Source organism: Candidatus Methylomicrobium oryzae (assembly GCF_016745425.1).
Classification (GTDB): Bacteria; Pseudomonadota; Gammaproteobacteria; order Methylococcales; family Methylomonadaceae; genus Methylomicrobium; species Methylomicrobium oryzae.
The window spans coordinates 46,552-72,508 of record NZ_JAERVK010000021.1; the positions used below are offsets into that span (position 1 = coordinate 46,552).

A 25,957-nucleotide genomic window follows, 5' to 3' on the forward strand; every position below is an offset into this window, starting at 1 on the left:
AGTTGCGATTTAGATCCGTAGGTTGGGTCGGCGCCAGCCAACCCAACATCAAACTGATCCCGATCCTTGTTGGGTTGCGAAAAAGCCGCAGCCCAACCTACAAGTTTCCTAGCGCCGGCTCAGCTTAATAGCGCGGGATGGACTCGCCGCACCGAAAACCGAATTTCCGGCTTTGGCCGAGATATGCTGGTATTTGGCGTAAGCGCTCGCGGCGGCGCCGCGCAGTTCCGCTTCGTCCGCCTGGTCTGCAAAACCGCGCGCCACCGCTTCCAGCACGTAAGCTTCGGGCGCCATGAAACTGAACGTGGTGACGACGGGCTGAGAACCTGCTGCCTGCAGATGTTCCGCAAAATACTCGTCGCTCAGGCAGGCAAGTACCACGGCCTGTTTGTCATGCTGCGCATGTTTCGGAAAATGTTCGACGATGGGCCGGCTTGCTTCGTCCATCAGGCCGTCATGGCCGATGAAGACCACCATTTCCCGCTGCGCCGGATCGGGCGGCGTTGCGGCCACCTGCATGAAGTCCAGCATCGCCCGGTCGATCCGGCTGCCCCGGTAAGCCTCGGCGGTCACTGTCAGCCTGTCTTCCCAGGCGAACCGGCAACGCTCCAGGATTGTGTCGCTGACTCCGTTTTCGCACCCCAGCTGCCGCCAACCCGGCGCCCTGCTCAAAAAGGTCTTCACCCCGTAGGCCGCACCCCAATAAAGATTGTGATGAATATCGTTGCCGTTGCCGATTTTCGCGGGCACCGGCACGATACCCTGCGAGACATTGTCGACCAGGGAGACGATGACATGGATATGCGGCGTCGGTGCAGCGGCGGCCTGGAACGGCAGGCCCGTAAACATCAATATGCCGGTGAAACAAATCGATCGGGGATGAATCATCAGAAGGAACTCAGCGAAGACAGTTAAATTTCATGGGATAGGTCCTTGTTTCAGGCTGTCCGAAGCAGGAAACCAAGCATCGGCATAGGACAAGCTTCAGCGTACGGCCCATTCTCTGACTCTCGCCCGACCGGAAGGTTCGAGCTATTCTTGCAATTATTTTTACCCCGAAACCGAATCTTTTACAATTTATAGGCTTCGGTTTCCCGAATCATCTGATTCAGCCACTGCATGTAAGGCGTGCCCCCGGTGCCGCGCGGGTCCTTCACACGCTTGTGGATATATTCGTTGGCCCAGCCGTAATGCACCTTGCGAAATTCGATCAGGTTGTCGAGTATCGCGTTGAACGGCTCGCGGTATTCGGGCCGCCGGATGCTCGGCAACGCGGCGACCTGGTCGATATACAGGCGGTGCCGCTTCGGCATGTAGCGGCGCATGTCGTTCAGGTGCTCGGTCAAGATCGATGCCTGGTGCGGGATTTTCAGGAACGCGATCAGGGTCGGCACGATGCTGCTCTGGGCGCCGGTTTCGCCGCGAAAATCGATCGCATCCTGCGCCACGCCTTCATAGACGACATGCTCGAAAAAGCGGATATACGGACGGAAGGTCTTGTAATAGAGCCTCGGGTCCATTTTTTCCGGAATCCTCTTCAGGACCTTGACCTGGCTTCCGACCGCCTCGGCAATTTTCCACAAATCGGATCCGATATCGGGCTCCGGTGCGGTTTTCAGCGCGGTATCGATCCGGGCGATCGCCGCCAGGATGTCGGCCGCGATCGCTTCGATTTCCACATGCACCAGGATAAACCAGTACTCGTCGTACAAATGGACGAAATTCTGCAGCGTATCGATGTTACCCAATGCGATGGGTTCGTCAGGCCGGAAACGCCGCCAGTTGTACAGGGCGTAACCGTCGTAGCTCAGAATCGGCGGCCTTTCCAGCAGCCGGCAGGCCTTCGCCAGCGGCACCGCGATATTGGCCGGCAACTCGTGGTTGACCGCCTCGCCGACCTGATTGATATAGGCGGAGGCCAAAAATCCCAGACGAATGTAGTAAAGCCGCAGCGCCGGCAGGTTTTCGGGCTCGGCGCCGCCCTGCCAGTGCGGGATTTTCAGCGTTCTCGCATAACGCCGAAATCCGCTGTCGTGCAGCAGGCTGGGCAGGTCCCGGCCGAGTTGATCCAATGTTTTGTAGGGGGATTCTGCCGGAAAGGCATCCATCGGGTCCGGCTCGGGCAGGAATCCGCGAATGCCGTAGCCGGGAACATGGATTTCACTCCCGTTCTCTTTCGGGTCTACGGGCTCAGTGGGCGGCCGCCAGTTCTCGCCTTTGCGCATCCAGACCGTCCCAAAATGCGGCGACTCCGTCCAACATTTCGTTGCCGTAACGAATGAACCGGTCTTCGTCCAGGTCCAGGGTGAAATACAGTTCTTCGAGTTCTTCCTGGGTATGGGCCGCGTGCTGCGACTCGAGCCGGTCGTGCCAGATGAAAAAGCCCAACGGCAGGTCGGTACCGTTCTTTTCGTTGAACCGCTTGAGACCGTCGATCAGCTGCGTCCAGAAGCCGGCGGCAGCCCAGTTTTCGACCGCATAACTGGCGGCCTGCGAAATCTGATAATCCTCGCCGCCGTAAAGCCGGATCAGTTCATTGCAGAAGAACAGGGTGGACGCGGTTCCATGCTTGGGTTGACCGATTTCGGCGAACGACAGGCCGAGTTTTTTAGCGATCTGATACAGCCATTCGAAATGGCCGGCGCGGAAATGAAAGGTGCCGCCTTCGATGCTGCCTTCGGTCGAGCCGAGAGACTCTCCGGCATGTGCCGACACGGATGAGTTGAAACGGACGCCGATTTCGTTCGCCAGAATTTCCTTGGATGATCGCATGCTTTCCAGGGTTTCGGCATGAATCATCTTGTTCAACTGGGCGATCAGGAACTGATTCGAAAACACCGAGAATTGCACTATAAAAGCCTTGATCTGCGCCAGGCTCTGACTCCCCTGCTCGAACCAGGCGGTATAGGGATTCGCAATAATGACGCGATGTTGGAGCAATTCTTGATTGATACGGCTTTGAAATTTGAGAAATCGTTTGGCTTTGTCAATCGAATAACCCTGCTGCCCTTCGCTGAGCGCCACCAGCGACGGCACGGTCAGGCTTTCGATATGATGCTTTTGCGCAAAATCGACTAAGGGTTTGTCTTGCATGGTGCACCTCTGATGAAGGTTGCTAAACGCCTGTTGGACATCCCGGGCAACGGATAAGTTTCTGAGGTTGTGTCTGTGCAAAAAACTCTTGCGCTCGGGTTCATCGGGCAATGCGGCTTGCCGAATCAATGACGGTCCCGATAGAACCCCAAATCGCGAAGCAGCGATTCGGGCAGATCCGGCAGCAGCGAGCGGGGAATCAGGTAAGTCGACAAATTGAACAAATCGTTGAAGATCCGTTTCGCGCTGATGGTCGCCTTCAGGTAATCGTGACCGCTGGAGCCGCCGGTGCCGATTTTGGTTCCCAGCATCCGCTGTACCATCAACGCATGGCTGCTGCGCCAGTGGGTCAACTGCTCGTCGATATCCATCAGACGGGTCAACACCCGAAAAGGAAGCTGCAGCAGGGGCGCGTCGCGGTAGAGTTGAATGAAAAGGGCCGCAAGGGTGGCTTTATGGCTCAATTGGACGCGCCCCTGTTGCCGGTATTGTTCATAAAGTTGATGATCGAACAGGCTGGCAAAGCTTTGCCGTGTGGACTCATGCTCGGCGATTTGCTGCTGCTTTTCCTTTTCGCTCAACAGCGGATTGGTTCGGATGATTTCGGCGTCGCTGTCGAGCATCCTGTCGACTGCCCGGCGATAGCTGTTCCAGAAACTGTAGCCTTCGCTTTCGAGAAACGGCGTTCGAGACAGCCAGGCCTCCACCTGTTCGAACAGCGACGGTTCCTCCGCAATCCGCTCCAGATACGCGGCATCTTCCGGGTTAAAGCGTCCGAAACTGACGTTGCTCAAATGGTGGGACAAGCCCAGCCTTAATTCGATTTCGCGGAATTGCCGGCTTTGAAACCCCGAGGCCGGGATCAGGACATTGCGGAAATCCAGAAAATCCAGCGGCGTCATCGTTTCCAGAATGCCGATCTGCTGGTTGATCACCAGCTGTATCCGAACGATTCGGTCGAGACGTACCGCAATGATGTGCAGCCTTCTCTCATCCAACGGCGTGGCGGAGAAAAGTTCCAGCACCGACATCAGTTCATGCAGGATCTGCTTGAACCACAGTTCATAAGTCTGGTGCGTAACAATGAACAGCATCTCGTCATGCGCCTCCTGGCCGTACTTGCCGCTTTCGGGCATCTGCGCGTTCAGCAGCAGGTCCAGATTCAGGTAATCCGCATAATACAGGGGCTTGGTAAGCTTGTTCATGGAAAAAATCCTCTTTACCTCTAAACAGAAAAAGAGTGCGCTCGATCTTCTAACATAACAAATCAAATGTACCGCAACAAACTGACGCTAATCCTGCATTTTCAAGTGAACGGCTCACCGCTCAATTAAGGTGTCGAGTGCCATGCCGGAATAAAAGGTTAAGGATGTCCTTGCTGTACCGGCAGATACGGGGCAGCGGCAGTTCATGAGAAAAAGAAGCTGTCGCTATGCGCAATGGCAGATACCGAGATTCATTTCGAAACTCTATTTCTAAATCAATGTGGCCCAACGTACAGATCAGGTTACGCGTTGTCGATAAGGTTGCGGCTGATACTGAGCCATTGCTCTTATCTTTAAATGATCTACGGAAGAGCCAATAGTTCACGCCGGCCAAATCAACCGGCATATGCCCGTGATTGCCAGACGGCAATTTTCTATTACTTGTTCATGATCAAAAGGAAATGATATGTCCATGTATTTCAATCTATTCATGTTCTTGACTGGACTGACTTTAATCATACGACTGACACGCCAGCCCGGCCTGATGCTCATATCTAGACAAGGCGGCCGATGCTATAAGGTACAATTCATCGGTTTAGGTTTAATAGGTGCGGTAATGATTGGAGTGTTCCCCAACATTGCCAAAGCTGCGGTGAATGTCGATAAGGTGGTCTTTGCCGAGGTGCGCGGCCGGGCGACAACGTCGGCGTTTTCAACCACCGCCGCCAATGAACTGCTGTTGGCCTTTGTCGCCTCCGACGGCCCGACCACGGGCGGACAGACCGTGACCGTGACTGGGGCCGGCCTGACCTGGACGCTGGTCCGCCGTACCAATACCCAGTTCGGCACCGCCGAAATCTGGCGAGCCCTCGCCCCGGCCGTGCTGACCAATGTGACCGTCACGTCGACCCAGTCCAAAACCACCTTCGATCAGTCGCTCACGGTCGTGGCCTTTACCGGGGCCTCCGGCGTAGGGAGCAGTGCCGGCAACGCCGCCTCCACCGGCGCTGCCAGCGTCACCCTCACGACCACTGGAGCCAACTCCCTGGTCTATGGCGTCGGCAATGACTGGGACCGCGCCATCGCCCGCACCTTCGGCAGCGGCCAAAGCCTCGTCCGTCAATGGGTAGACGCCGCGGTCGGGGATACTTTCTGGAGCCAGCGCTTCACCGACCCCATCGCGGCGGCGGGCACCCCGGTGACGCTCAGCACCACCGCCCCGACTTCCGACCGCTGGAATTTCACCGCCGTCGAGATTACTCCGTAGTCGCTTTTAACTTAAAACATCATATTGCACAGATGAGTTCACATGATGGGCTCATCTGTGCAGTCTTCAAGTCATGTTTCGTTTTTGCTGTCGCGCGGCAATACGTCCAAGCGGGAGATGTCATCTCCGGATGATTACTCGAAAACTTTCCAGCGTCAATAGCTTAAAGCTCTGCCTCATGCAAATGGAGGCATCAATTTCTATCAGCATGAGAAGAACTCATTCCATGATATTCGTTTTGTCGATCATCGAGAGGTTTCAAATTGGCCAAACCCCAAAAGTTCAAGCACTTGTCTAATAAAATCATTCTCCAATTTAATAGCGCGGTATCGCATTCCGCTTGGCCCACCTTCCGCATCGTGGACTGGTTAAAATGCAATAAGGATTTGGAAAATCTCTAGCCAACTCGCCACATCCACTAGGATGCAAGATCAACTGTGAAACTAATCGATCTCGATGGGGGTCGTAATGATGCATAGAATGAGACGGAGTAGTGCAATGCTCAATGCATCGAATCCGGCCGGCACCGACGGCTTCGAATTCGTCGAATATACTGCACCGGATACCCGAGAACTCGAACGATTATTTAATCGAATGGGATTTACTGCGGTTGCTAAACATCGCTCCAAGGACGTGGTGCTGTATCGGCAGGGCCAGATCAATTTCATTATCAACCACGAGCCGGACAGTTTCGCGCAGGCATTTGCGAAGGTGCACGGGCCTTCGATTTGCGCGTTTGCGATCCGGGTCAAAAACGCGGCCGAGTGTTTCGATCGCGTCGTCAAACTGGGCGCCCAGCCCTACCACGGCCAGATCGGTCCGATGGAACTGAACATTCCGGCGATCCGAGGCATCGGCCGCAGCCTGATCTACCTGGTGGACCGCTACGGCGAGAATTGCTCCATTTACGATGTCGACTTCATCCCGCTGCCGGACGCCGACCCCAATCCCCGGGGGGCGGGCCTGACCGCGATCGACCACCTGACCCATAACGTGTACCACGGCGGCATGGACAAATGGGCGGATTTCTACGAGCGCCTGTTCAATTTCCGCGAAATCCGTTATTTCGACATCCACGGCAAGGCCACCGGCCTGAAATCCCGTGCGATGACCAGCCCGTGCGGCAAAATCCGGATCCCAATCAACGAACCGAGCGACGATAAATCGCAGATTCAGGAATATCTCGACGCATACCACGGCGAAGGAATTCAGCATATCGCGCTCGCCACCGACGATATCTATACCGCAGTGGAACAGCTGCACGCGAACGCGATCAAGTTCATGGACGTGCCCGACACGTATTACGGCGCGGTCGACGCACGGGTGCCCGGCCACCACGAATCGATCGACCGGCTGCGCAAAAACGGGATATTGATCGACGGCGCCCCGGAGCGCGGCGCGGGGCTGTTGCTGCAAATCTTCACTTATACCGTGATCGGCCCGATTTTTTTCGAAATCATCCAGCGCAAAGGCAACCTGGGTTTCGGGGAAGGCAACTTTCAGGCGCTCTTCGAAGCGATCGAGCGCGACCAAATGCAAAGAGGAGTGATCTAATGCCGTGGATTTCGATACCCAAAGTGGAAGGCAACGCCTCCCGCCAGGCGCATGTCGGCCTGCCTGACGGTACCTACGAACGGGAGCTGGGCAAGGAAGGCTTTTACGGTCCTTCCACGCAGATGCATCATCGCCACCCGCCGACCTCCTGGAAAACGGTCGAAGGCCCCTTGCGCCCGCACGCGTTCGATACCCGGAAACTGGCCTCTTCGGAAGCCTGTCCCTGGCAGGGCGCCCTGCTGTTCAGCAATCCGCACATCCGGATCCGCTTTCTGAAGCTGGAAACCATGATGAATCATCTGGTGCGCAACGCCGACGGCGACGAACTGATCTTCATTCATCGGGGCGCCGGCGACCTTTACTGCGATTACGGCCATCTGGGGTTTAGCGAAGGCGATTACCTGATGCTGCCGCGCGGCACGATGTGGCGTCTCGAAGTGAGAGAACCGGTCGCCGCGTTGCTGATCGAGGCGACCGGCGACAGCTTCCGGCTGCCGGAGAAAGGCCTGGTCGGCCAGCAGGCGATCTTCGATCCGGCGGTCCTGGAAACGCCGAAGATCGACGAGGCTTTCGCCGCCCAGCAGGGCGATACCGAATCGCGCGTGGTCGTCAAAAGACGAAATTGCCTGACCACGCTCACCTACCCGTTCAATCCGCTGGATGCGGTCGGCTGGCACGGCACGCTGATACCGGTGCGCCTGAACTGGCGCGATATCCGGCCGCTGATGAGCCACCGCTACCATGTACCGCCTTCGGCGCATACTACCTTCGCCGCCGGCCGCTTCGTCGTCTGTACGTTCGTGCCGCGGCCTTTCGAATCCGACCCGAACGCGCTGAACGTGCCATTTTTCCACAGCAACGACGACTACGACGAGCTGATTTTCTACCATGCCGGCCAGTTTTTCTCCCGGGACCATATCTATCCGGGCATGATCACCCTGCATCCCGGCGGAATTACGCACGGCCCGCATCCGAAAGCGCTGCAGAATGCGGAAAAAAAGCGCGGCACGATGACCGACGAGGTCGCGGTGATGGTCGATACCCGCGATGCGCTGGATATCTCTCCCGAAGCCCAAGCGGTCGAATGGGCCGGTTACGTAGATTCCTGGAAATGAAGCTTGCCACCCTGAAAACGGCGGCCCGCGACGGCCGCCTGGCCGTCGTGAACCGCGAACTGACCCGCGCCCGATCGGTGCCCGAAATCGCGCCGACGCTACAGGCCGCGTTGGACGGCTGGGCTTTGATTGAACCCCGGCTAGCGCAGGCCTATCGTGAACTGAATGGCGGCGAATGCGAATCGGAGCCGTTCGATCCCCGGCAGGCGGCAGCGCCCTTACCGAGGGCCTATCAATGGCTGGACGGCAGCGCCTACCTGAGCCATGTCGAACGGGTCCGGAAAGCGCGCGGCGCCGACATGCCGAAGCGCCTCTACGATGATCCCCTGATGTATCAGGGCGCCTCGGACGTAATGCTCGGCGGCTGCGATCCGATCATGGCCGCCAGCGAAGACTGGGGCGTCGATTTCGAGGCCGAGGTCGGCGTGATCACCGACGATGTGCCGTATGGAATTTCCGCCGACCAAGCCGCTTCCCACATCAAATTGATCGTCCTGATCAACGATATTTCGCTCCGCCATCTGATTCCGGACGAACTGGCCAAAGGCTTCGGCTTTCTGCACGGCAAACCGGCCAGCGCCTTTTCGCCGGTGGCGGTAACGCCGGACGAACTGAACGACGCCTGGTGTGATTCCAAACTGCATCTGCCGCTCACCGTACACTGGAACGGACGGCTGTTCGGCCGGGCCAACGCCGGCGCCGACATGCAGTTCGATTTCGCCAGGCTGATCGCACATGCGGCCAAAACGCGCAAACTGGCCGCCGGCACGATTATCGGCTCCGGCACGGTCAGCAACGATGACCCCGTCGCCGGCTATTCCTGCATCGTCGAAAAGCGCGTGGTCGAAACGATCGAAACCGGCGCCGCTTCAACCGAATTTTTGCGCTTCGGCGACCGCGTTCGAATTGAAATGCTCGATTCGAAAGGTCTGTCGGTTTTCGGCGCGATCGACCAGGAGGTCAGGCCGTGTCGATAACGCTGTACAGTTACTTTAGAAGCTCGGCCGCGTACCGGGTACGCATCGCGTTGAACCTGAAAAACATCCACTATCTGATCCGCCCGATCCACCTGCTCAAACACGGCGGCGAACAGTTCGACCCCGATTATCTCGCCCTGAATCCGCAGGGCCGGGTTCCTGTCCTGGTAGTAAAAGACCGGGTCCTGACCCAATCGTCCGCAATCATCGAGTACCTGGAAGAAGTGTATCTGGAGCCGCCGCTGCTGCCCGCCGATCCGCTCGATCGCGCTTATGTCCGCTCCCTGACGCAACTGATCGCCTGCGACATCCACCCGCTGAACAATCTGCGGGTGCTGAACTACCTCAAGGAAAACCATCGGCTGGAAGATAAGACCGGCTGGTACCGCCATTGGCTGCGGGAGGGCTTTGACGCGTTGGAGAAACTGCTGCTGAATAAGGGTAAGAAAGGGCGCTTCTGTTTCGGCGATACGCCCGGCATGGCCGATGCGTTCCTGGTGCCGCAAGTCTACAACGGCTTGCGTTTCGATTGCGGAGTCAGCGATTTTCTGCTGATCAGCGACATTTATTGGAACTGCATGCAGGAGCGGGCCTTTATCGAGGCGGCGCCGGAAAACCAGCCGGATGCGGAGATGTAACGTGGAGGCTCACGGAAATTACGTCTTGTCCACGAAAAGCACAAAAGGCACGAAAAATTTTATAAAACAATCCTTTCAACGGTGGCCTTCGGATAGCAGCCGAAATTGACCAGGAGCGTAGGATGGGTAGAGGCGCCAGCCGAAACCCATCGATCGAAAACCATCGCCGAGCTTCTTGTCCACGAAAAACACGAAAGGCGCGAAAATTTCTATAGCACAATCCTTTCAACGGTGGCCTTCGGATGACAGCCGAAATTGACCAGCAACCCCAAGCGCATCCCTGTCGCTTTCAGGTAATTCAGTACTTGCGCCTTATGTGCTCCGGTTGTGGCGGAAAGCGCTTTGAGTTCAACAATAACGGAACCATAACAAATAAAGTCTGGCGTATAGGTTTGCCGCAACGTCTCCCCTTTATAGAAAAGCTTCAGTACTTGCTGTTCAACATAAGGTATCCCGCGTTTCGACAATTCTTTTGCCATGCACTCCTGATAAACCGCCTCCAGAAAACCGCATCCCATTTCCCGATACACATCAAACACGGCACCTTGAATTTGGTAACACTCTTCTTTATACCGAATGTCCTGATCCATTTTATTGTTTTCGTGCCTTTCGTGTTTTTCGTGGATATTGATGTCAATTACCGATTGTCAGCGCCTGGCCTTGAAGAAATTCTTGAGCAACTCGGAGCATTCGGTTTCCAGCACGCCTCCCAGCCATTCGACGCGGTGATTCAGAAAACTCGCATCGCTCAGGCTCAAGGCATGGCAAACCGCGCCTCGCTTCGGGTCGAAGGCGCCGAACACCAGCCTTTTGATCCGGGCATGGCTGATTGCGCCCATGCACATCACACAAGGTTCCAGCGTTACATAAAGCGTCGCATCGATCAGGCGGTAGTTGCCAGTGGCCCTGCCCGCCCCGCGCAGCGCGACGATTTCGGCATGCGCGGTCGGATCATGAGTGACTATCGGGCTGTTCCAGCCTTCGGCAATGCAGCGGTCGTTTTTAACCACGACCGCGCCGATCGGCACTTCCCCCAGCGCTTCGGCGCGTTCGGCGAGCCTCAGCGCGTGCCGCATCCAGGCGGCATCGTCTTTATCGTTTACTCCCATTCAATCGTGGCGGGCGGCTTGCCGGAAATGTCGTAAGTAACCCGCGAGATACCCGGCACTTCGTTGATGATCCGCCGCGACACCAGATCGAGGAATTCGTAAGGCAGGTGCGCCCAGCGCGCGGTCATGAAGTCGATCGTTTCGACCGCGCGGAGCGCGATCACATAATCGTAGCGGCGGCCGTCGCCCATCACGCCGACCGACTTGACCGGCAGAAACACCGCAAAGGCCTGACTGACTTTTTGGTACAAATCGTGGCGATACAGCTCTTCGATAAAAATCGCATCGGCCCGGCGCAAGAGGTCGGCATAGTCCTTTTTGACCTCGCCCAGGATACGCACGCCGAGTCCCGGTCCCGGAAACGGATGCCGATGGATCATGTCGGTCGGCAGACCCAGCTCCAGCCCCAGCTTTCTGACTTCGTCCTTGAACAGTTCGCGCAACGGCTCGACCAGTTTCAGGGTCATATTTTCGGGCAGGCCGCCGACATTGTGATGCGACTTGATCAGGTGCGCCTTGCCGCTTTTCGCGCCGGCCGATTCGATCACATCCGGATAGATCGTCCCCTGCGCCAGCCATTTCGCAGCGGTCAGCTTGGCCGCTTCCTCGTCGAAAATTTCGACGAACAAACCGCCGATGATCTTGCGTTTCTTTTCGGGATCGGTCACACCGTTCAGCGCGGCCATGTAGCGCGCCTCCGCATCGACCCGGATCACCTTGATGCCCATGTGCTCGGCGAACATCGCCATCACTTGGTCGCCTTCGTTCAGGCGCAACAGGCCGGTATCCACAAACACGCAAGTCAGCTGGTCGCCGATCGCCTTGTGCAGGAGCGCCGCGACCACCGACGAGTCGACGCCGCCGGACAGTCCCAGGATCACCTGGTCGCTGCCGACCTGCGCGCGCACTGCCCGGATGCTGTCTTCGATGATGTTGTCCGCGGTCCACAGCGCTTCGCAGCCGCAGATCTCCAGCACAAAGCGGGAAAGAATCCGGCCGCCCTGCTTGGTGTGGGTCACTTCGGGATGGAACTGCAGGCCGTAAAAATGCTTTTCCTCGTTCGCGATGCCGGCGATCGGCGCGCCGTCGGAGCTGGCGATCATCTTGAAGCCTTCCGGCAGTTCGGTCACCCGGTCGCCGTGGCTCATCCAGACGTCGAGCAAGCCATAACCTTCCGGCGAAACATGGTCCTCGATGTCGAGCAGCAACTTCGAATGGCCCCGCGCCCGGATCTGCGCGTAACCGAATTCGCGGTGATGCGACGATTCGACTTTGCCGCCGAGCTGCTCGGTCATCGTCTGCAAACCGTAACAGATGCCCAGCACCGGCACCCCGGCCTCGAAGACAACCTGCGGCGCGCGCGGCGTGTCCTCGCTGGTCACCGTTTCGGGACCGCCGGACAGAATGATCCCTTTCGGCGCGAAGCGCTTGATCTCGTCCGCGCTGCATTCGCAGGAATAAATTTCCGAATACACGCCGATTTCGCGAATCCGGCGCGCGATCAACTGGGTGTATTGCGAGCCGAAATCCAGGATCAGGATCTTGTCGGTATGGATGTTCGCGTGCGTGTGTTGCATGTTTAAAACTCGTTGCTCAAGTCTGCTAAAAAACAAAGGGCTCCGGAAGAGCCCTTTTTGCTTAATGTCTGCTAAGGAAATCGATAGGTAAATTCTGTAGCTTTGTAGGATGCGCTGAACGCAGTGAAGCGCACCGAGTGCCCTTTAGGGTATCAATGCAAACGATGCGCCTCCTACGTCGGCACATCCTACGGAATTCTTCCGGGGTAAAAGTGCCTGCGGCGAATCCGCCCTACCTTCAATCCAGCCGATAGTTCGGCGCTTCTTTCGTAATCGTCACATCATGCACATGGCTTTCGCGCATGCCGGCGCTGGTTACGCGCACGAACTGCGCCTTCTCGTGCAGCGCGGCGATCGTCTGACTGCCGGTGTAACCCATACTGGCGCGGATGCCGCCGAGCAACTGATGGATCACCGCGAGCAGGCTGCCTTTATAAGGTACACGGCCTTCAATCCCTTCAGGGACCAGTTTTTCGGCCGAGTCGGTTTCTTCCTGAAAGTAACGGTCGCTCGAACCCTGCGACTGAGACATCGCGCCGAGCGAACCCATGCCCCGGTAAGATTTATACGAGCGCCCCTGATACAGTTCGGTTTCGCCCGGCGCTTCCTCGGTGCCGGCAAACAGTCCGCCGAGCATCACCGCATACGCACCCGCGGCCAGCGCTTTCGCAACGTCGCCGGAATAACGGATGCCACCGTCGCCGATCAGTGGTACGCCGGTGCCTTTCAGGGCCAGCGCGACGTTGCTGATCGCGGTAATCTGCGGCACCCCGACGCCGGCGACGATCCGCGTCGTGCAGATCGAGCCCGGCCCGATGCCGACCTTCACGCCGTCTGCGCCCGCTTCAACCAGCGCCAGCGCCGCCTCGGCGGTTGCGATATTGCCGCCAATTACCTGGACATCCGGATAATGTTTCTTAACCCAGCGCACGCGGTCCAGAACCCCCTGCGAATGGCCGTGTGCAGTATCGACCACGATCACGTCGACCCCGGCCGCGACCAGCGCGTCGACGCGCTCTTCCGTTCCCTGCCCGGTTCCGACCGCCGCACCGACGCGCAGTCTTTCCCATTCATCTTTGCAGGCTTGCGGATAATCTTTCGCCTTCTGGATATCCTTAACCGTGATCATGCCGCGCAAATGGAAATCGTCGTTCACGACCAGCACCTTTTCGATCCGGTGCTTATGGAGCAGCGCGATCACATCCTTTCGGTCCGCATTTTCGCCGACCGTGACCAATCGCTCTTTCGGCGTCATGATCTTGCTGACCGCCTCATCGTAGCGGGTTTCGAAGCGCAAATCGCGGCTGGTCACGATCCCGACCAGTTCGTCGCCGTCCACGACCGGCACGCCGGAAATACTTTTTCCCCGGGTTAATCTGAGTACGTCGCGAATGCTGGTGTCCGGCGTGACCGTAATCGGGTCCTTGATCACGCCGCTTTCGTATTTCTTTACGCTTTGCACTTCGCGCGCCTGCTGCTCGGCGGTCATATTCTTGTGGATGATCCCGATACCGCCTTCCTGCGCCATCGCGATCGCGAGCCGTGCCTCGGTCACCGTATCCATCGCCGCAGAAACGAGCGGAATGTTCAGGGTAATCCCGCGCGTCAATTGCGTCTTCAATTCGACTTCACGCGGCAACACGGTCGAGTGCGCGGGCACCAGTAACACGTCATCGAATGTGAGCGCTTCTTGAACTATATGCATAAACCGCACCTGCAGATAATAAATTAACCGATTATATTATCATACTCGACTAGTTTTGTGTAAGAGCTTTTGTTGCTGGCCGTATATGCCGGAAACTTCGCACAAACACCGCTTCCTCGCTGCAAACCCTAAACATCAGGATATCATTAAATGACTCAAGTTTTCACTGTATTAGATCGACGCAACTTCGAAAATTTCATCGCTGCACATGAACAATACAGTTTCATAACCCGACAACAAACCAGTCTATGTTTTCTGTTATGATGCGAATCGGGATAACCTTCTCCGGCTTTTATCCACTGACGCGTAACGGGTATCCGCTTCCTTTCACCCAAAATTCCGGCCGACCCATGCATCCCTATATCGCTTCAACAGGATTCTGGCGCTTCACTTTCTGGACCTGTATCGGAACCGTGATGTTCCTGGCCTTAATGCCGAACGATACCGATATGCCCTCATTGGGCTGGGACAAACTCAACCATTTCTTTGCGTTTGCCGTCATGTTCATCCTGGGACGCCTGGCTTATCCGAAACGCAAGCGCGAGCTATTGGGCGGCCTTTTCGGTTATGGCGTATTGATCGAATTCATGCAGACTCTGACGCCCGACCGTTTTATGGAAGTCGTGGACGTCGTTGCGGACTGCTTGGGGATTGTGACGGGAGCGGCGATGGACGGCCTGTTCCGTAAACGGCGGCAATCCGACTGATTCGCTTCGGAAGTTGCATCGGCATCAGTCGATTCGGCCGAGGTGTTTCATATTCAGTGCGGATCCCGGCATTTCCAGAAAAACAGTTCTGAACCGCCGGGATCGAAGCTGAGATTGCATTATCGGGCTTTGAACAAAAGATGCCCGCCTGACGCTATTTATTTTTTCGCCAGCACGCCTTCGGCATTGTCCGGTTTGTTCGCGCTATACAGGGAATAGGCGTTGAACACCATCTGATGCGCCCGGCCCAGTTTTTCCTTGGTAAAGTCGATCGCGAACTTCTGGGTCAGCTGCTTGCCGTCCCAGGTATAGCCTTTCAAGAACTGTTCGTTGTCCACGGCTTTTTTGTCCCAATTAGCCAGCAGCGACGAGGTGTAGTACAGGCGTTTGCCGTCCCAACTCGATGACACCATGTTCACCTGCGCGCCGATTTTTTGTTCGTACACCTGTTTCGGCTTGAACGGATCGCTGATGTCGAACAGGCGCGTCTTGCCGTCCATGAAGGTATTGACCCAGAGCTTCGTGTCGTCGCTCGAAATCGAAATATCGACCGGCAGCGGCACCTTTGACGGGTCGCCGACATCCGCAACTTCCTTGGCCTGCCATTCGCCTTTGTCGTCTTCGTAGATCAGCCAGATTTTCGAGGTCAGCGCGGTGCTGGTAAAGCAGTAGTTGTGATTTTCGCCCCAGGCGCAGCGGATTTCGAGCGGCGCGCCGGGCACGTCGAAGACCTTTTTCGGCTGCTTGCTGTGCAGGTTCCACTGCACCACCGTATTGCCGAACCGCTTCATCGCTTCCGGATCGTTCAGCATCTTGCCGAAATCCATCATATAGTTCGACCAGCCGGTAAACGACGAAGTCAGCATCAGGTTGCGCCGCGGCAGGACGCGCACGTCATAGCCGTAGCCGTCCGCGTATTTGCCGGACTTGACCGCGCCTTCGAGGTCGCTGTCGGTCGGCGTCCAGTGCGTGGCGACATAATCGCCGTCGTTGGTATATTCGACGAGGCCGGTGCGGCCGCCGTGGTCCTTATTGTTCGATAGGCCGGTAATGATCATTCGGCCCGGCAGCGCGTAGGTCGAATGCGGCCCGACTACACCACCGCTTTTCGCGACGAAATCGGTGATCGTTTTGACCAGCTTCGGCTTGGCCGGATCGGTATGCACATCGAAAATGAACATCTTGCTGGTGTCGAGCGATGCGGCCCAAAGGAACTGGCGGTCGTCGGTAAACCCGGAGTGGTGCGCTTCGTTGCGGCCGCCGACCGACAGCGTGCTGACGACCTTGCCGTAATTCGGCGATTTCGGATTCACGTCGACCGTGACCAGTTTGTCCTGCTCGTCCCCGAGGCCTTCCTGCCCCAGCGTCCAGACATAAACGAAGTCTTCCTGGCCGACGATCTTGGCCATGTAAGGCGATTGGCAGGTTTCGTCGGCAAGCGCCCCCTGGCTGCCCAAACTCGCCAGAACAAGGGTGGATGCCGCGAAGGCGCTGGTCCGCACCCGGGCGCGCAGCGGATGTTTGTTGTTTATCATGTGACAAGCCTCTGTTGTTATTCGTCAACCCATTGCAGCGCCCCGGAAGGGCACCGGTCGACTACGTTTTTGATTGCTTCTTCGCTCGCCTCGTTCGTATCGATCACGAACCGGCCGTCTTCGATTTTGAATACATCGGGCAACAAGCCGACGCAGACGCCGGCATGGCAGCATCTCTCTTGATCCCACTTGACTTGCATCGCGGACCTCCGCCGAATTAACGGCTTTCCGCGGTAGTCGGATCGATCACCGTCTTGACTTCGGAAACCCGGTTGGCCGGAAAGCCGCCTTTCTCGGCATGTTCCCGGACGCTGGCTTCGTTTGGAGCGATATACACGCAATAGACCTTGTCGCCGGTCACGTAGCTCTGCACCCACTGGATTTGCGGTCCCATGGAGCGAAGCACGCCGCACGACTTTTCAGAGATGCCTTGCAACTGTTCCGGGGTTAAAGCGCCGGCATTCGGAATGTCGCGTTCGATGATGTATTTGGGCATTGCAGTTCTCCTCGTTGTTATGAATGGTCCGCCTTCGGTCAGGCGGATCGGGTCAAGTTTTAAAGTAATCGCCGAGCAGATCGCGGCAGCATTGCTTCAGCGGCTCGGCCGATTGCTCGATCTTCATGCGCAGCAGCGCGCCTTGCCAGGCGTTCGTCAACAGGTCCGCCATCGCCTCGGCGGACTTGTCGGTTCTGACCGAGCCCTGACGTTGCGCTGCGGACAGTCCCTGTGCCAGTAAATCACGGTAGCGGTGCACGGCTTTTTGCAGCGACTCCCGGCACAACTCGCTGGTATCGCCGATCTCACCCATCAGATTGCCGAGCAGGCAGCCGCCCTGAAAGCCGGATTTTTCCAGCGCGTCGATCAGCTCTTCGAAATAGCGGTGGATCGCGGCCAGCGCATCGGTCTCGCAGCCCTGCAAATGGCCGTCGAGCTGCCGGATGAACGGCTCGATATAATGCTGAACCACTTCCGCGGCGAACTGCTCCTTGCTGCCAAAATAGTTGTAGAAGGACCCCTTCGGGATCTGCACTGCATCGAGAATCTCCTTCAGCCCGGTACCGTGATAACCTTGCTGCATCAGCAAGGACACACCCTGACTCAAAAGATTCTCACGATTGAAGTGTTTTTGCGATTTGGTTTCCATAGAAAAATAATATGACCGGTCGTCTCAATATGTCAAGATAAATTTTAGCGAAAGCTCCGGGTTTGACGGAACCCCGCCCTTCGCTCTTCGACTTTCTTCATCTTCGCATTACAATACCCTCAACTCAATTTCAATCAATTATCCGTATGGAAAAAATCAAAGTTCTGTTCGTCTGCATGGGCAACATCTGCCGTTCGCCGACGGCCGAAGGCGTCTTTACCAAGCTCGTGCACGAACGTAATCTGGCTCATCATTTCTCAATCGACTCGGCCGGCACCCATGCCTATCATGTGGGCGACGCGCCCGACCGGCGCGCGGAAAAAGCGGCCGGCGAACGCGGGGTCGATATTTCGCATTTGCGCGCCCGAAAATTCGTGCTCGGCGATTTCGAAGATTTCGAGTATATCCTCGCAATGGACGGCGACAACTATGCGATTCTGTCTTCGGCCTGCCCTGCGCCGCATCGGCACAAAATCAACTATTTCCTCGACTATGCGCCGCACCTCGGCACTCGCGAAGTCCCCGACCCGTATTACGGCGGCGCCTACGGCTTCGAACGGGTGCTGGACATGGTCGAAGCCGCCTCGGAAGGTTTTTTGAACGAATTGCTCGAAACAGGCAGAATCAAATCGAATAAACCATAGGAGAATGTTATGGCGATCGTCTCGAATACCGTCAATTACATGGACGGCGACACCCTTCTGGAAGCTTTTTTCGCCTACGACGACGCGATCGAAGGCCGCCGCCCGGCCGTACTGATCAATCACGCCTGGGGCGGCCGCGACGAATTCGTCGGCAATAAAGCGATCAAGCTCGCCGAACTCGGCTATGTCGGCTTCGCGCTCGACATGTACGGCAAGGGCGTGCTGGGCTCGGGCCCCGAAGAGAACGCGAAGTTGATGCAGCCGTTCATCGACGACCGCGCGAAGCTGCAAAAACGGATCGGTGCCGCGCTGTCCGCAGCAAGACTGCTGCCCTGGGTCGACGATAAAAAAATCGCCGCGATCGGCTTCTGCTTCGGCGGCCTCTGCGTGCTCGACCTGGCGCGGACCGGCGCGGATCTCAAAGGTGTAGTCAGTTTTCACGGCCTTTTGGGCGTGCCCGGCAATACCGAAGACAAGCCCATCAAGGCGAAAATCCTCGCCCTGCACGGCCACGACGACCCGATGGTACCGCCGGAACAGGTGCTCGCGTTCGAACAGGAAATGACCAAGGCCGGCGCCGACTGGCAGGTGCATGTGTTCGGCAACACGATGCATGCATTCACGAATCCGGTCGCCAACAACCCCGGCTTCGGCACGGTTTACCAGGCCGACGCGGACCGGCGCTCGTGGATTGCGATGAAAAATTTTCTGGAGGAAATTTTCGAATAGAGCATTTTCATATCGCCTATAGGAAGATAATGCCGTTAAGTCAAACCGTCATCTCGGCAAGGATTGCCGAGATCCAGACTGCAGGGATGCATTAAAGCTTGCCGTCCCTGGCTTCTGGATTCCGGCAATCCCTGACGGAATGACGAGTTTGCCCTAAGTTTGCGGCATTGCTTATGACCGTACACCCAAAACGAAAATGCTCTAGCCGGCGGTGATTTACCGCAATGCCGTTAAGGATTTGGACGGAAATAACTTCCCAGCTTTAATATGTTCACATTGCGTAGCTTTTCAGCGCATATGCGTTCAGTCCCCTTTTTGAAAAGCGGATTGTTCACTCCCCTCTTTGAAAAAGAGGGGGCGGGGAGATTTATTAAATAAATCCCCTTCGATCCTCCTTTTTCAAAGGGGGAAACGAATGCCCGGCGCCATTCAAACGCCTCCCACTCCGAAACCTATCCGAAATTCCAGAAACAGAGCGGCAAGGCTGTGCCGTTCCTGGAAAAGATCAACTGGAAGCGGGGGCTTATTCGGAGCGTCCTTTAGCATTTTAGGGTGGGCAGCGCTAATCTGCCCCCCCCCCGCCTACAATCCGACAATCGATGCGGAAGCAATCACCGCTCAGTCTTCATCAGGCTCGTCCAAACACTGGGCTTCGTAACGCCGCCGAATGGCCGACCTGCGCCGCCGTTCAACGTATATATCCCGTAGCTGCGCGGCCATCCATTGGCATTCGTTTTCGAGCCAGTGCTCGGAAGGTCGGTAGTTTTTGTTGTACAGCCATGAAAATCCTTTGGAGCCGCCTTGATAAATCGTCGACGAATCCAACTCCAGATCGAGCGGTTCGTCTTCGGCGGCGCCAAGGCACGGCATCAATATCAGGAACAATAAGCATAACCGGTCTCTCATCGGCAAACCTCCCGTTGCCATCGGGATTCTGTAAGGGATTTCGGACGCCTTGCAGGGATTGCTTAAAAGGCGGCTCACCGTCTTTGGACAACGATCGTCGATCTAAAAGTGCAATTTCTACTCTAATGATTAGGCGGCTTCGAGACCTTTGCCGAAACAACCGAGGTGATAAGTGCGAAGAAAAACGGAAGCATGACGAACGGCATCCGAAAGGCTATTATTTATTCACCTTAATTTAGTCTTGACCTTAATGAACAAACCCACGCCCAAAATCATTGCCGGCCTGGCTTTAACCGGATTGCTCGCCGCCTGCTCCGGGCACAAGCCCGCCCCTCTCACACCCAAAGTCGCCGCCGTCAAGCCCCAAGCTCAGGTCCAGCCCGACCGGCAAATGCAAATGAATTACGTTCCCCCGAAGCCGTCCGGGGAACGGAGCGTGGAGGACATACTGCAAATTTACGGTGAATACTCGACGGCTAAACTCAAATCCTATTTCGCCAAGGCCAAGATGGCCTATCCTCCCCGCGAAATCACCTTGATCGCCTTGAAACAGGAAATGAGGCTCGAGCTCTGGGCCAGGGACGGCGGCGAGTTCCGCTTCATCCGCGACTACCGCATCCGCGCCGCCAGTGGAGTATCCGGGCCCAAACTACGCCAGGGCGACATGCAGGTACCGGAAGGCGTTTACCGGATCGAAGGCTTGAATCCGAACAGCCATTTCCATTTGTCGATGAAGCTGAATTACCCGAACGAATTCGACCGCTTCCATGCCTGGCAGGAGGGGCGCACCAACCCGGGTTCGGACATTTTCATCCACGGCAAAGCCAAGTCCCTCGGCTGTCTGGCCATGGACGACGAAACCATCGAGGAACTGTTCGTGCTGACCGTGCACACAGGCGCCGAAAACGTGAAGGTTGTGATCGCCCCGCACGACCCGAGGACCTACCCGCTGGCGGCCAATATCGAAGGGCTGCCGGCATGGACGTCGGAGCTTTATTCTATTATCTCCCGAGAAATTAAAGCGCTAACGCCTACGGTGAAATCGGCGAAAACGAGGTTATGATCATCAAGCCAGAATATTTCAGGCTGCACCTTTTTTGCAAAGTGCATAACACGCTCTAGCAGGCAAGTTTGAAATCGGGTAGCAGGGTAATCCGACCGAAACCTAAAGCTTTCTCGTAATAACGGCGGTCGGCGGTTACCAGTGTAGCTTCGGGGGTGCTCAGTGCTACCGCGTGGTATAGGGCATCAAACAAATGATGCCGGCAACGGATCGCAAGATCCATGGCCGTGGCGTAAATATCCGGCTCCACGCAAAAACGGCTTTCGACGTTCAATAAATCGAACAAATCGTCCTGGGCTTCCTCACGTTTTTCGCGGGCCAGCACCGCCGTAACCTCGGCAATAAAATGCGGCGGTTGCAGCATTTGGATACGGCCTTCATCGATACCTGACAGGATGGCCAACGCCAGATCGCAATCGGCTTCATCCTCTCGGCTCTGGAAAAACCATTTTAGGGCGACGCTGGCATCCACCACAACAATCATGGTCGACCGTCTTCCCGTGCTGCCTGCAGATCTTCATCATTCATGGCAGGGGCATGCTTACGGCGTTCCAAAATTCTAGCAATCGCTTCATGACTGCGCTGTTTACGTTGCGCGCGCTCGACGGCCTCGCGCATCAAATCGGCGATAACGGCGCTCTTGTTCTGGCCTTTGTAGGCTTCATTAAAAGCGTCTTTAACATCATCCGGCACACTGAAATTTACGGTAGCCATCATAGCCTCCTCAATTGTTGAAAATTTCAACAATTATCCGCTCTTGCCGGAAGAATAGCAACGCATCTACTTCATCGCGGGACTGAATCCGAACAGTCATTTCCACATCGATAAAGTTCGATTACCCGATCAAATTCGCCCTCATCCATGCTTAGCAGAAAACATGCGGACATCGAAAACGTGAAAGTCGTGATTGCCCCCGCACGCCCCGAAGATCTATACCCTCACCGCGGGTATCAAAGGACTGCCGAAGCGATTGCCGGAGTTTCATCCGATCATCTCAAGCGAGATTAAAGCCCTGACGCTTGCGGTGAAATTGGAAAAAACCGAAGGCCTAGGCGAGACCCGTCAATTTCGATTTTACGATCAAAATTGTTAGCCCGGAACTTAAACTCAGGATTTTAAGAAAATCGAGAGCTTATAAGCTTTAGATTTCATTGGTCGGGACGAGAGGATTTGAACCTCCTACCCCTTGCACCCCATAAGGGTAAAACATGATCCAAAGGCGTCCAGGGAATTCCAAAATAAAGATTAACCGTTTGTTATTATTGATTATTTATTGATTGCCTTGTCCAGCCACGTCCGATACAATTCAGCTGCAGCCAACAAAAACCGTATCCCAAACCGTATCCCAAAAACCGTGCAGGTGAATCATGGCCAAAGGCAAACTAACCGATTTACAGTTTAGAAACTTGAAAGCGGGCGACAAGGAAAGGCTGGTCGCCGATGGCGGCGGGCTGTATGTGCGCATCCGCGCCGAAAGCGTCGGCGGCGGCGTCTCGTTTCGGTTCCGGAGTTTCGTCGGCGGCAAGCAGCAGTGGATTACCCTGAAGGCTTCGACCCTGGCCGAAGCCAGGCGGGAATGCGATGCACTCCGAGAGCGGGCCTGGGAGGGGATGGATTTGCAACTGGAAAAAAAGCTGGAAAGGGAGCGGCAAAAACAAAAGCAGCTGGAAGAGCGGGCCGCCCTGGAGCGGCAACAGGCCGAACTGGCGCAGGAACTGGCCCGGCAACAAGCGCTGGTGACGGTCCGGGACCTGTTCGAACGCTGGGCTGCCACCGACCTGAAAAACCGCAAGGACGGCGGCAAGGAAATCCGGCGCATGTTCGAAAAGGACGTGCTGCCGGTTCTCGGCCCCCTGGCGGTGGCGGAAGTCCGGAAAGGCCATATCACCGAAATCACCGACGCATTGCTGCTGCGCGGCGTCAACCGGATGGCGAAACTGATTCTCTCGCTGGTGCGCCAGATGTTCCGTTTTGCGGTGGACCGGGACCTCATCGAGTTCGACCCGACATCCAGCATTCGCAAGGCCAAGATCGGCGGTAAACCGGTCGAACGGGACCGCGTCCTAGCGGAAGAGGAAATTCGCGAACTGTACCGTAAATTGCCCGACGCGAACATGATCCCGTCCACCGAATGCGCGATCGGGATCATGCTGTCGACACTGTGCCGGGTCGGCGAGCTCTCGAAAGCCAGGTGGGAACATATCGACTTTACGGCCCAAACCTGGACGATTCCGGGCGAGCACAGCAAGAACGCCAAACCGCACACGATCTACCTGTCCGACTTCGCGCTAACCCAATTTGAACGCCTGGCTACTTTCCGGGAATCGGAGCTTTGGCTGTTTCCGGACCGCAGCAAAACCACGCACGTCAGTGATAAATCGATCTCCAAGCAGATCAACGACCGCCAGACGGACCGCATCCGAAGCAACAAAAGCCAGCATAAGGACGCGTTGAAACTGGCCGGCGGCAAATGGACGCCGCATGATTTACGGCGTACCGGCGCCACCCTGATGGGGAACCTGGGCATTTTGCCGGATGTGATCGAAAAATGCCTGAACCATACCGAGCAAAACAAGATGAAATGCGTTTACCAGCGCCAGGAATTAAAGAAACCTGAGTTCGGGATAAGCTCTTATGCCTGAGGCAGTAGATTAACTCGGATCAATGAAAGCGTGGGTTTATTATCGCTCAGGCAATAAGCGATGATGCCGGCCATCAGGTTAACGACGAAGTTGGCCACGGAACGGTGGCGGGTATGTTCGATCTGGCACAAGTTTTTCAATTCGTCAAAGACGGTTTCGATCAACGCCCGCCGGCGCAGGATGGCTTTTTCGAACTCGGTGCGGGGCACGGGCTTCATGTTCTTCCTGAGCGGCGTGATGAGCTGGATTCTTAGCCTGGCCAGGGTTTCGGCCAGCTCTTTGCTCAGATAGCCTTTGTCGGCGAACAGTTGGCCAAACAGCCCTTGGCATAATTCGGGGATAGGCCTGCGATCATCGACGTTGCCGGGCGTGAGTTTGAGGCGGATCAGCTCGCCCTTCGAGTTGATGATCGCATGGAGCTTGAAGCCATAGAACCAGCCCATCGAGGTCTTGCCGCGCTGAGCGAGTCCCTTGAAGACCTGGTGGCGCCGAATGCGCCGGTTATCGCAGACCGCCAGCGCGGTCGCATCGGCGATAGAAATGCCGTCGCATTCGCCTTTGAGTAAATTGAACAAAGCCGCCAGTGGGGCTGCACAGCGGGGCAGGAGTTCCACACACCGTTGGTAGCTGGGAAGGCGGGGGAATTCAGCGCGTAGGTGGCGGCAGACATAGCCCAAGTAGAAAAGCTTGAACTGGCGGAAGCGTAGTTGATGGAAGAGGATGGCCAAGGTCATTAACTCGGCCAGGCTCAACGTGCTGGGCCGCTGGCGCCGTTTCGCACCGATCGCCAACTGGTGGCGTTTCCATGCCGGCTCGAAGACACGGCAAAAATCGTCGAGCAGACAATAAAGTTCGGTTAAACTGTCCATGAGCGCCTCCTGATTCCGTTCGAATTGGTTTGCAAAACAGAATCTTACGCGAAAAAGGAGGCGCTCGCCTGGCTTTTCTTATCCCGAACTCAGGTTAAAGAAGGAACAGGCAGAAGCTTGGCGGAAGCTAGGCGAACGACTCAATGTTCTAACGCAAAACCGCTTTGATAACGTGATTGCAATCAGTTTTAGCCAGACACCCACTTAGCATAAGCAAGCAAAACTCAAAATTAGCTGAAAAAAATGAACTCGGCCTGGCGGTTTCAACGCTCTGACAGGCCGAGTTCGGCCAACAGCGGCCATTTCTTATTTATTGACTGATGTTACGCAGTCCGTAGGCTTTGAAGTTCGGCATAAGCCTGTCGGGTTGCCTTGATAAATAACTTAGCTCTGAGAGCAAAATGGTTAGTCTTGTGTTTCAGCTTCAGGCATTCCAATTTGAAGACGGCATAAATCGACATAAACACATGGTTGTTTTGCGTGGTCACTCTCCGAGTCGGTGACTTGGCCAAGGCGGCATTGGACTTCAAGGATTTGTGAAACACTTCGACTTGCCACCGTTTTTGGTAGAGCGTCGTCACTGTGCCGCCATCGCCGGTCAAATCACTGCACACCAGATTCAACCATCCCGTACTGCCGTCCTTGTTTGTAAAGACCTGCCTGACCAAAAGGACTTCATGAGGATAGCCCTTCAGCCAACCGCGCACGGCTTGTTTATCCGCTAATTCCAGGGTATCGATCCGTACGAAGCGGCCTTGCTTTTTATCGGCTTCACTCAAGGCGACCAACCGGTTGCCTTTGAGCGCCGCGAGAAAGTGCTTTTTCTTTTTCACAATGAAATCGAAGTTTTCCGTCGCCGCAAACCAGCTATCCATCAAGACATAGCGAAACTTCAAGGCATTGTTCACGCAAGTGGCAATCATGCTCCGCATCAGCTCATTCTTGGTGACTTCGCTGGCCCGTTTCTCCCGCCGCGTCTGGATGTCACAAAACTGATACGGCTTACGGACCAATTCAAACGCAACCGGAATCGATACGTCGCCGCTGTGATACAGCGCATTGAGCAGGTTGATTCCCCGCACCGAACGGCCTGGGCAATGGTCATAATGCCAGCACATTACCTCGTTCTCGTCCGTCCACGCCTTCTCTTGAATCGTATCATCGAAAATCAAGACTCCATCTTCTCGTTCTCTCTGCCGAACCGTCGATTTCACTTGCCGCCCTAAGTCCTTCGACGTGTAGTCCCGCTCTGCTAAAAAACGCGTGACTCGGTCATGACTCACTTCGCCATCCAGCATCGCTGACATCCCGGTGGCTGTTGCCGCTCCAAACGTACTAATCAGGTAATCCGTGTATAACTCTAATTCTGCTTTTTTCATCCAGATAGCATACCGGTTTTCATAAGCTACTGCGTAACATCAGTTAATTATACGCGCTTCGTAAATTTTTAAGCTCATTTGATATAAGCGCCACATCT

General features: G+C 55.9%; 27 protein-coding genes. 10 read left to right on the top strand and 17 right to left on the bottom strand.

Annotation, left to right across the window (positions count from 1 at the left end):
* Positions 1 to 108 precede the first annotated feature (108 nt).
* From JJL52_RS19155 to JJL52_RS19170, 4 genes are all read right to left on the bottom strand, one after another.
* Positions 109 to 888, bottom strand: coding sequence for a hypothetical protein (locus tag JJL52_RS19155; protein ID WP_202054116.1), 780 nt, complete (start codon positions 886 to 888; stop codon positions 109 to 111).
* 182 nt (positions 889 to 1,070) lie between these two features.
* Positions 1,071 to 2,225 (bottom strand): PrnB family protein, encoded by a 1,155-nt coding sequence (locus tag JJL52_RS19160; protein ID WP_202054117.1) that lies wholly within the window; start codon positions 2,223 to 2,225, stop codon positions 1,071 to 1,073.
* Entirely contained in the window at positions 2,191 to 3,093 is a 903-nt protein-coding gene (locus tag JJL52_RS19165) for a hypothetical protein (protein WP_202054118.1), read from the bottom strand. The genes JJL52_RS19160 and JJL52_RS19165 overlap by 35 nt, the downstream gene beginning before the upstream one ends.
* Positions 3,094 to 3,218: 125 nt before the next feature.
* Entirely contained in the window at positions 3,219 to 4,298 is a 1,080-nt protein-coding gene (locus tag JJL52_RS19170) for a tryptophan 2,3-dioxygenase family protein (protein WP_202054119.1), read from the bottom strand.
* Positions 4,299 to 4,764: 466 nt separating this feature from the next.
* On the opposite strand from JJL52_RS19170, the gene JJL52_RS19175 reads away from it, so the two are divergent.
* From JJL52_RS19175 to maiA, 5 genes are all read left to right on the top strand, one after another.
* Positions 4,765 to 5,565, top strand: coding sequence for a hypothetical protein (locus JJL52_RS19175; RefSeq protein ID WP_202054120.1), 801 nt, complete (start codon positions 4,765 to 4,767; stop codon positions 5,563 to 5,565).
* 498 nt (positions 5,566 to 6,063) lie between these two features.
* A complete protein-coding gene (gene hppD / locus JJL52_RS19180) occupies positions 6,064 to 7,119 on the top strand; it encodes a 4-hydroxyphenylpyruvate dioxygenase (protein ID WP_202054121.1) in 1,056 nt (351 codons plus the stop codon).
* Positions 7,119 to 8,234: a homogentisate 1,2-dioxygenase gene (locus tag JJL52_RS19185; protein WP_202054122.1), complete on the top strand. Its 1,116-nt coding sequence runs from the start codon at positions 7,119 to 7,121 to the stop codon at positions 8,232 to 8,234. The genes hppD and JJL52_RS19185 overlap by 1 nt, the downstream gene beginning before the upstream one ends.
* Positions 8,231 to 9,211 (top strand): fumarylacetoacetate hydrolase family protein, encoded by a 981-nt coding sequence (locus JJL52_RS19190; protein WP_202054123.1) that lies wholly within the window; start codon positions 8,231 to 8,233, stop codon positions 9,209 to 9,211. Before JJL52_RS19185 ends, JJL52_RS19190 begins: the two co-directional genes overlap by 4 nt.
* Entirely contained in the window at positions 9,202 to 9,849 is a 648-nt protein-coding gene (gene maiA, locus JJL52_RS19195) for a maleylacetoacetate isomerase (protein WP_336885089.1), read from the top strand. Before JJL52_RS19190 ends, maiA begins: the two co-directional genes overlap by 10 nt.
* Before the next feature lie 209 nt (positions 9,850 to 10,058).
* On the opposite strand, the gene JJL52_RS19200 is transcribed toward maiA, so the two are convergent.
* The 4 genes from JJL52_RS19200 to guaB all read right to left on the bottom strand — a co-directional run bounded on the left by JJL52_RS19200 (position 10,059) and on the right by guaB (position 14,240).
* Positions 10,059 to 10,439, bottom strand: a complete 381-nt coding sequence (locus JJL52_RS19200; RefSeq protein WP_202054124.1) for a GxxExxY protein — start codon at positions 10,437 to 10,439, stop codon at positions 10,059 to 10,061.
* A gap of 57 nt (positions 10,440 to 10,496) precedes the next feature.
* A complete protein-coding gene (gene tadA / locus JJL52_RS19205; RefSeq protein ID WP_202054125.1) occupies positions 10,497 to 10,958 on the bottom strand; it encodes a tRNA adenosine(34) deaminase TadA in 462 nt (153 codons plus the stop codon).
* The gene (gene guaA, locus JJL52_RS19210) at positions 10,949 to 12,535 is read right to left on the bottom strand and encodes a glutamine-hydrolyzing GMP synthase (RefSeq protein WP_202054126.1); all 1,587 of its coding nucleotides are present in this window, start codon (positions 12,533 to 12,535) and stop codon (positions 10,949 to 10,951) included. The genes tadA and guaA overlap by 10 nt, the downstream gene beginning before the upstream one ends.
* Positions 12,536 to 12,773: 238 nt before the next feature.
* Positions 12,774 to 14,240, bottom strand: coding sequence for an IMP dehydrogenase (guaB, locus tag JJL52_RS19215; RefSeq protein ID WP_202054127.1), 1,467 nt, complete (start codon positions 14,238 to 14,240; stop codon positions 12,774 to 12,776).
* A gap of 350 nt (positions 14,241 to 14,590) precedes the next feature.
* Between guaB and JJL52_RS19220 the strand changes: the two genes are divergently transcribed.
* A complete protein-coding gene (locus JJL52_RS19220) occupies positions 14,591 to 14,947 on the top strand; it encodes a VanZ family protein (RefSeq protein ID WP_202054128.1) in 357 nt (118 codons plus the stop codon).
* Positions 14,948 to 15,105: 158 nt separating this feature from the next.
* On the opposite strand, the gene mtoX is transcribed toward JJL52_RS19220, so the two are convergent.
* The 4 genes from mtoX to JJL52_RS19240 are packed head-to-tail and all read right to left on the bottom strand — an operon-like array spanning position 15,106 to position 17,627.
* The gene (mtoX, locus tag JJL52_RS19225; RefSeq protein ID WP_202054129.1) at positions 15,106 to 16,482 is read right to left on the bottom strand and encodes a methanethiol oxidase; all 1,377 of its coding nucleotides are present in this window, start codon (positions 16,480 to 16,482) and stop codon (positions 15,106 to 15,108) included.
* A 17-nt stretch (positions 16,483 to 16,499) separates the two neighbouring features.
* On the bottom strand, positions 16,500 to 16,682 hold the full coding sequence (locus tag JJL52_RS19230) for a (4Fe-4S)-binding protein (RefSeq protein WP_202054130.1): 183 nt from the start codon (positions 16,680 to 16,682) through the stop codon (positions 16,500 to 16,502).
* Between the two features lie 17 nt (positions 16,683 to 16,699).
* Positions 16,700 to 16,978, bottom strand: a complete 279-nt coding sequence (locus tag JJL52_RS19235; protein WP_202054131.1) for a DUF4242 domain-containing protein — start codon at positions 16,976 to 16,978, stop codon at positions 16,700 to 16,702.
* Positions 16,979 to 17,030: 52 nt separating this feature from the next.
* Positions 17,031 to 17,627 (bottom strand): TetR/AcrR family transcriptional regulator, encoded by a 597-nt coding sequence (locus JJL52_RS19240; protein WP_202054132.1) that lies wholly within the window; start codon positions 17,625 to 17,627, stop codon positions 17,031 to 17,033.
* A 146-nt stretch (positions 17,628 to 17,773) separates the two neighbouring features.
* On the opposite strand from JJL52_RS19240, the gene JJL52_RS19245 reads away from it, so the two are divergent.
* Positions 17,774 to 18,271 (top strand): low molecular weight protein-tyrosine-phosphatase, encoded by a 498-nt coding sequence (locus JJL52_RS19245; RefSeq protein WP_202054133.1) that lies wholly within the window; start codon positions 17,774 to 17,776, stop codon positions 18,269 to 18,271.
* Positions 18,272 to 18,280: 9 nt separating this feature from the next.
* Entirely contained in the window at positions 18,281 to 19,000 is a 720-nt protein-coding gene (locus tag JJL52_RS19250) for a dienelactone hydrolase family protein (protein ID WP_202054134.1), read from the top strand.
* A 618-nt stretch (positions 19,001 to 19,618) separates the two neighbouring features.
* On the opposite strand, the gene JJL52_RS19255 is transcribed toward JJL52_RS19250, so the two are convergent.
* Positions 19,619 to 19,906: a hypothetical protein gene (locus JJL52_RS19255; RefSeq protein WP_202054135.1), complete on the bottom strand. Its 288-nt coding sequence runs from the start codon at positions 19,904 to 19,906 to the stop codon at positions 19,619 to 19,621.
* A gap of 250 nt (positions 19,907 to 20,156) precedes the next feature.
* Between JJL52_RS19255 and JJL52_RS19260 the strand changes: the two genes are divergently transcribed.
* Positions 20,157 to 20,969 carry a L,D-transpeptidase family protein gene (locus tag JJL52_RS19260; protein WP_202054136.1) on the top strand — a complete coding sequence of 271 codons (813 nt, stop codon included), beginning with the start codon at positions 20,157 to 20,159 and terminating at the stop codon, positions 20,967 to 20,969.
* 55 nt (positions 20,970 to 21,024) lie between these two features.
* Here the strand turns inward: JJL52_RS19260 and JJL52_RS19265 are convergent, their stop codons facing one another.
* Both JJL52_RS19265 and JJL52_RS19270 read right to left on the bottom strand, forming a co-directional pair.
* Positions 21,025 to 21,453, bottom strand: coding sequence for a type II toxin-antitoxin system VapC family toxin (locus JJL52_RS19265; protein WP_202054137.1), 429 nt, complete (start codon positions 21,451 to 21,453; stop codon positions 21,025 to 21,027).
* The gene (locus JJL52_RS19270) at positions 21,450 to 21,683 is read right to left on the bottom strand and encodes a hypothetical protein (RefSeq protein WP_202054138.1); all 234 of its coding nucleotides are present in this window, start codon (positions 21,681 to 21,683) and stop codon (positions 21,450 to 21,452) included. The genes JJL52_RS19265 and JJL52_RS19270 overlap by 4 nt, the downstream gene beginning before the upstream one ends.
* 653 nt (positions 21,684 to 22,336) lie before the next feature.
* Here JJL52_RS19270 and JJL52_RS19275 point away from each other — a divergent pair.
* Entirely contained in the window at positions 22,337 to 23,611 is a 1,275-nt protein-coding gene (locus JJL52_RS19275; protein WP_202054139.1) for a tyrosine-type recombinase/integrase, read from the top strand.
* Here JJL52_RS19275 and JJL52_RS19280 read toward each other — a convergent pair.
* Both JJL52_RS19280 and JJL52_RS19285 read right to left on the bottom strand, forming a co-directional pair.
* Positions 23,602 to 24,480 (bottom strand): IS982 family transposase, encoded by an 879-nt coding sequence (locus tag JJL52_RS19280; protein ID WP_202054140.1) that lies wholly within the window; start codon positions 24,478 to 24,480, stop codon positions 23,602 to 23,604. The two genes, JJL52_RS19275 and JJL52_RS19280, sit on opposite strands and share 10 nt — an antisense overlap.
* 323 nt (positions 24,481 to 24,803) lie before the next feature.
* A complete protein-coding gene (locus tag JJL52_RS19285) occupies positions 24,804 to 25,859 on the bottom strand; it encodes an IS701 family transposase (protein ID WP_202054141.1) in 1,056 nt (351 codons plus the stop codon).
* Between the last annotated feature and the right edge of the window lie 98 nt (positions 25,860 to 25,957).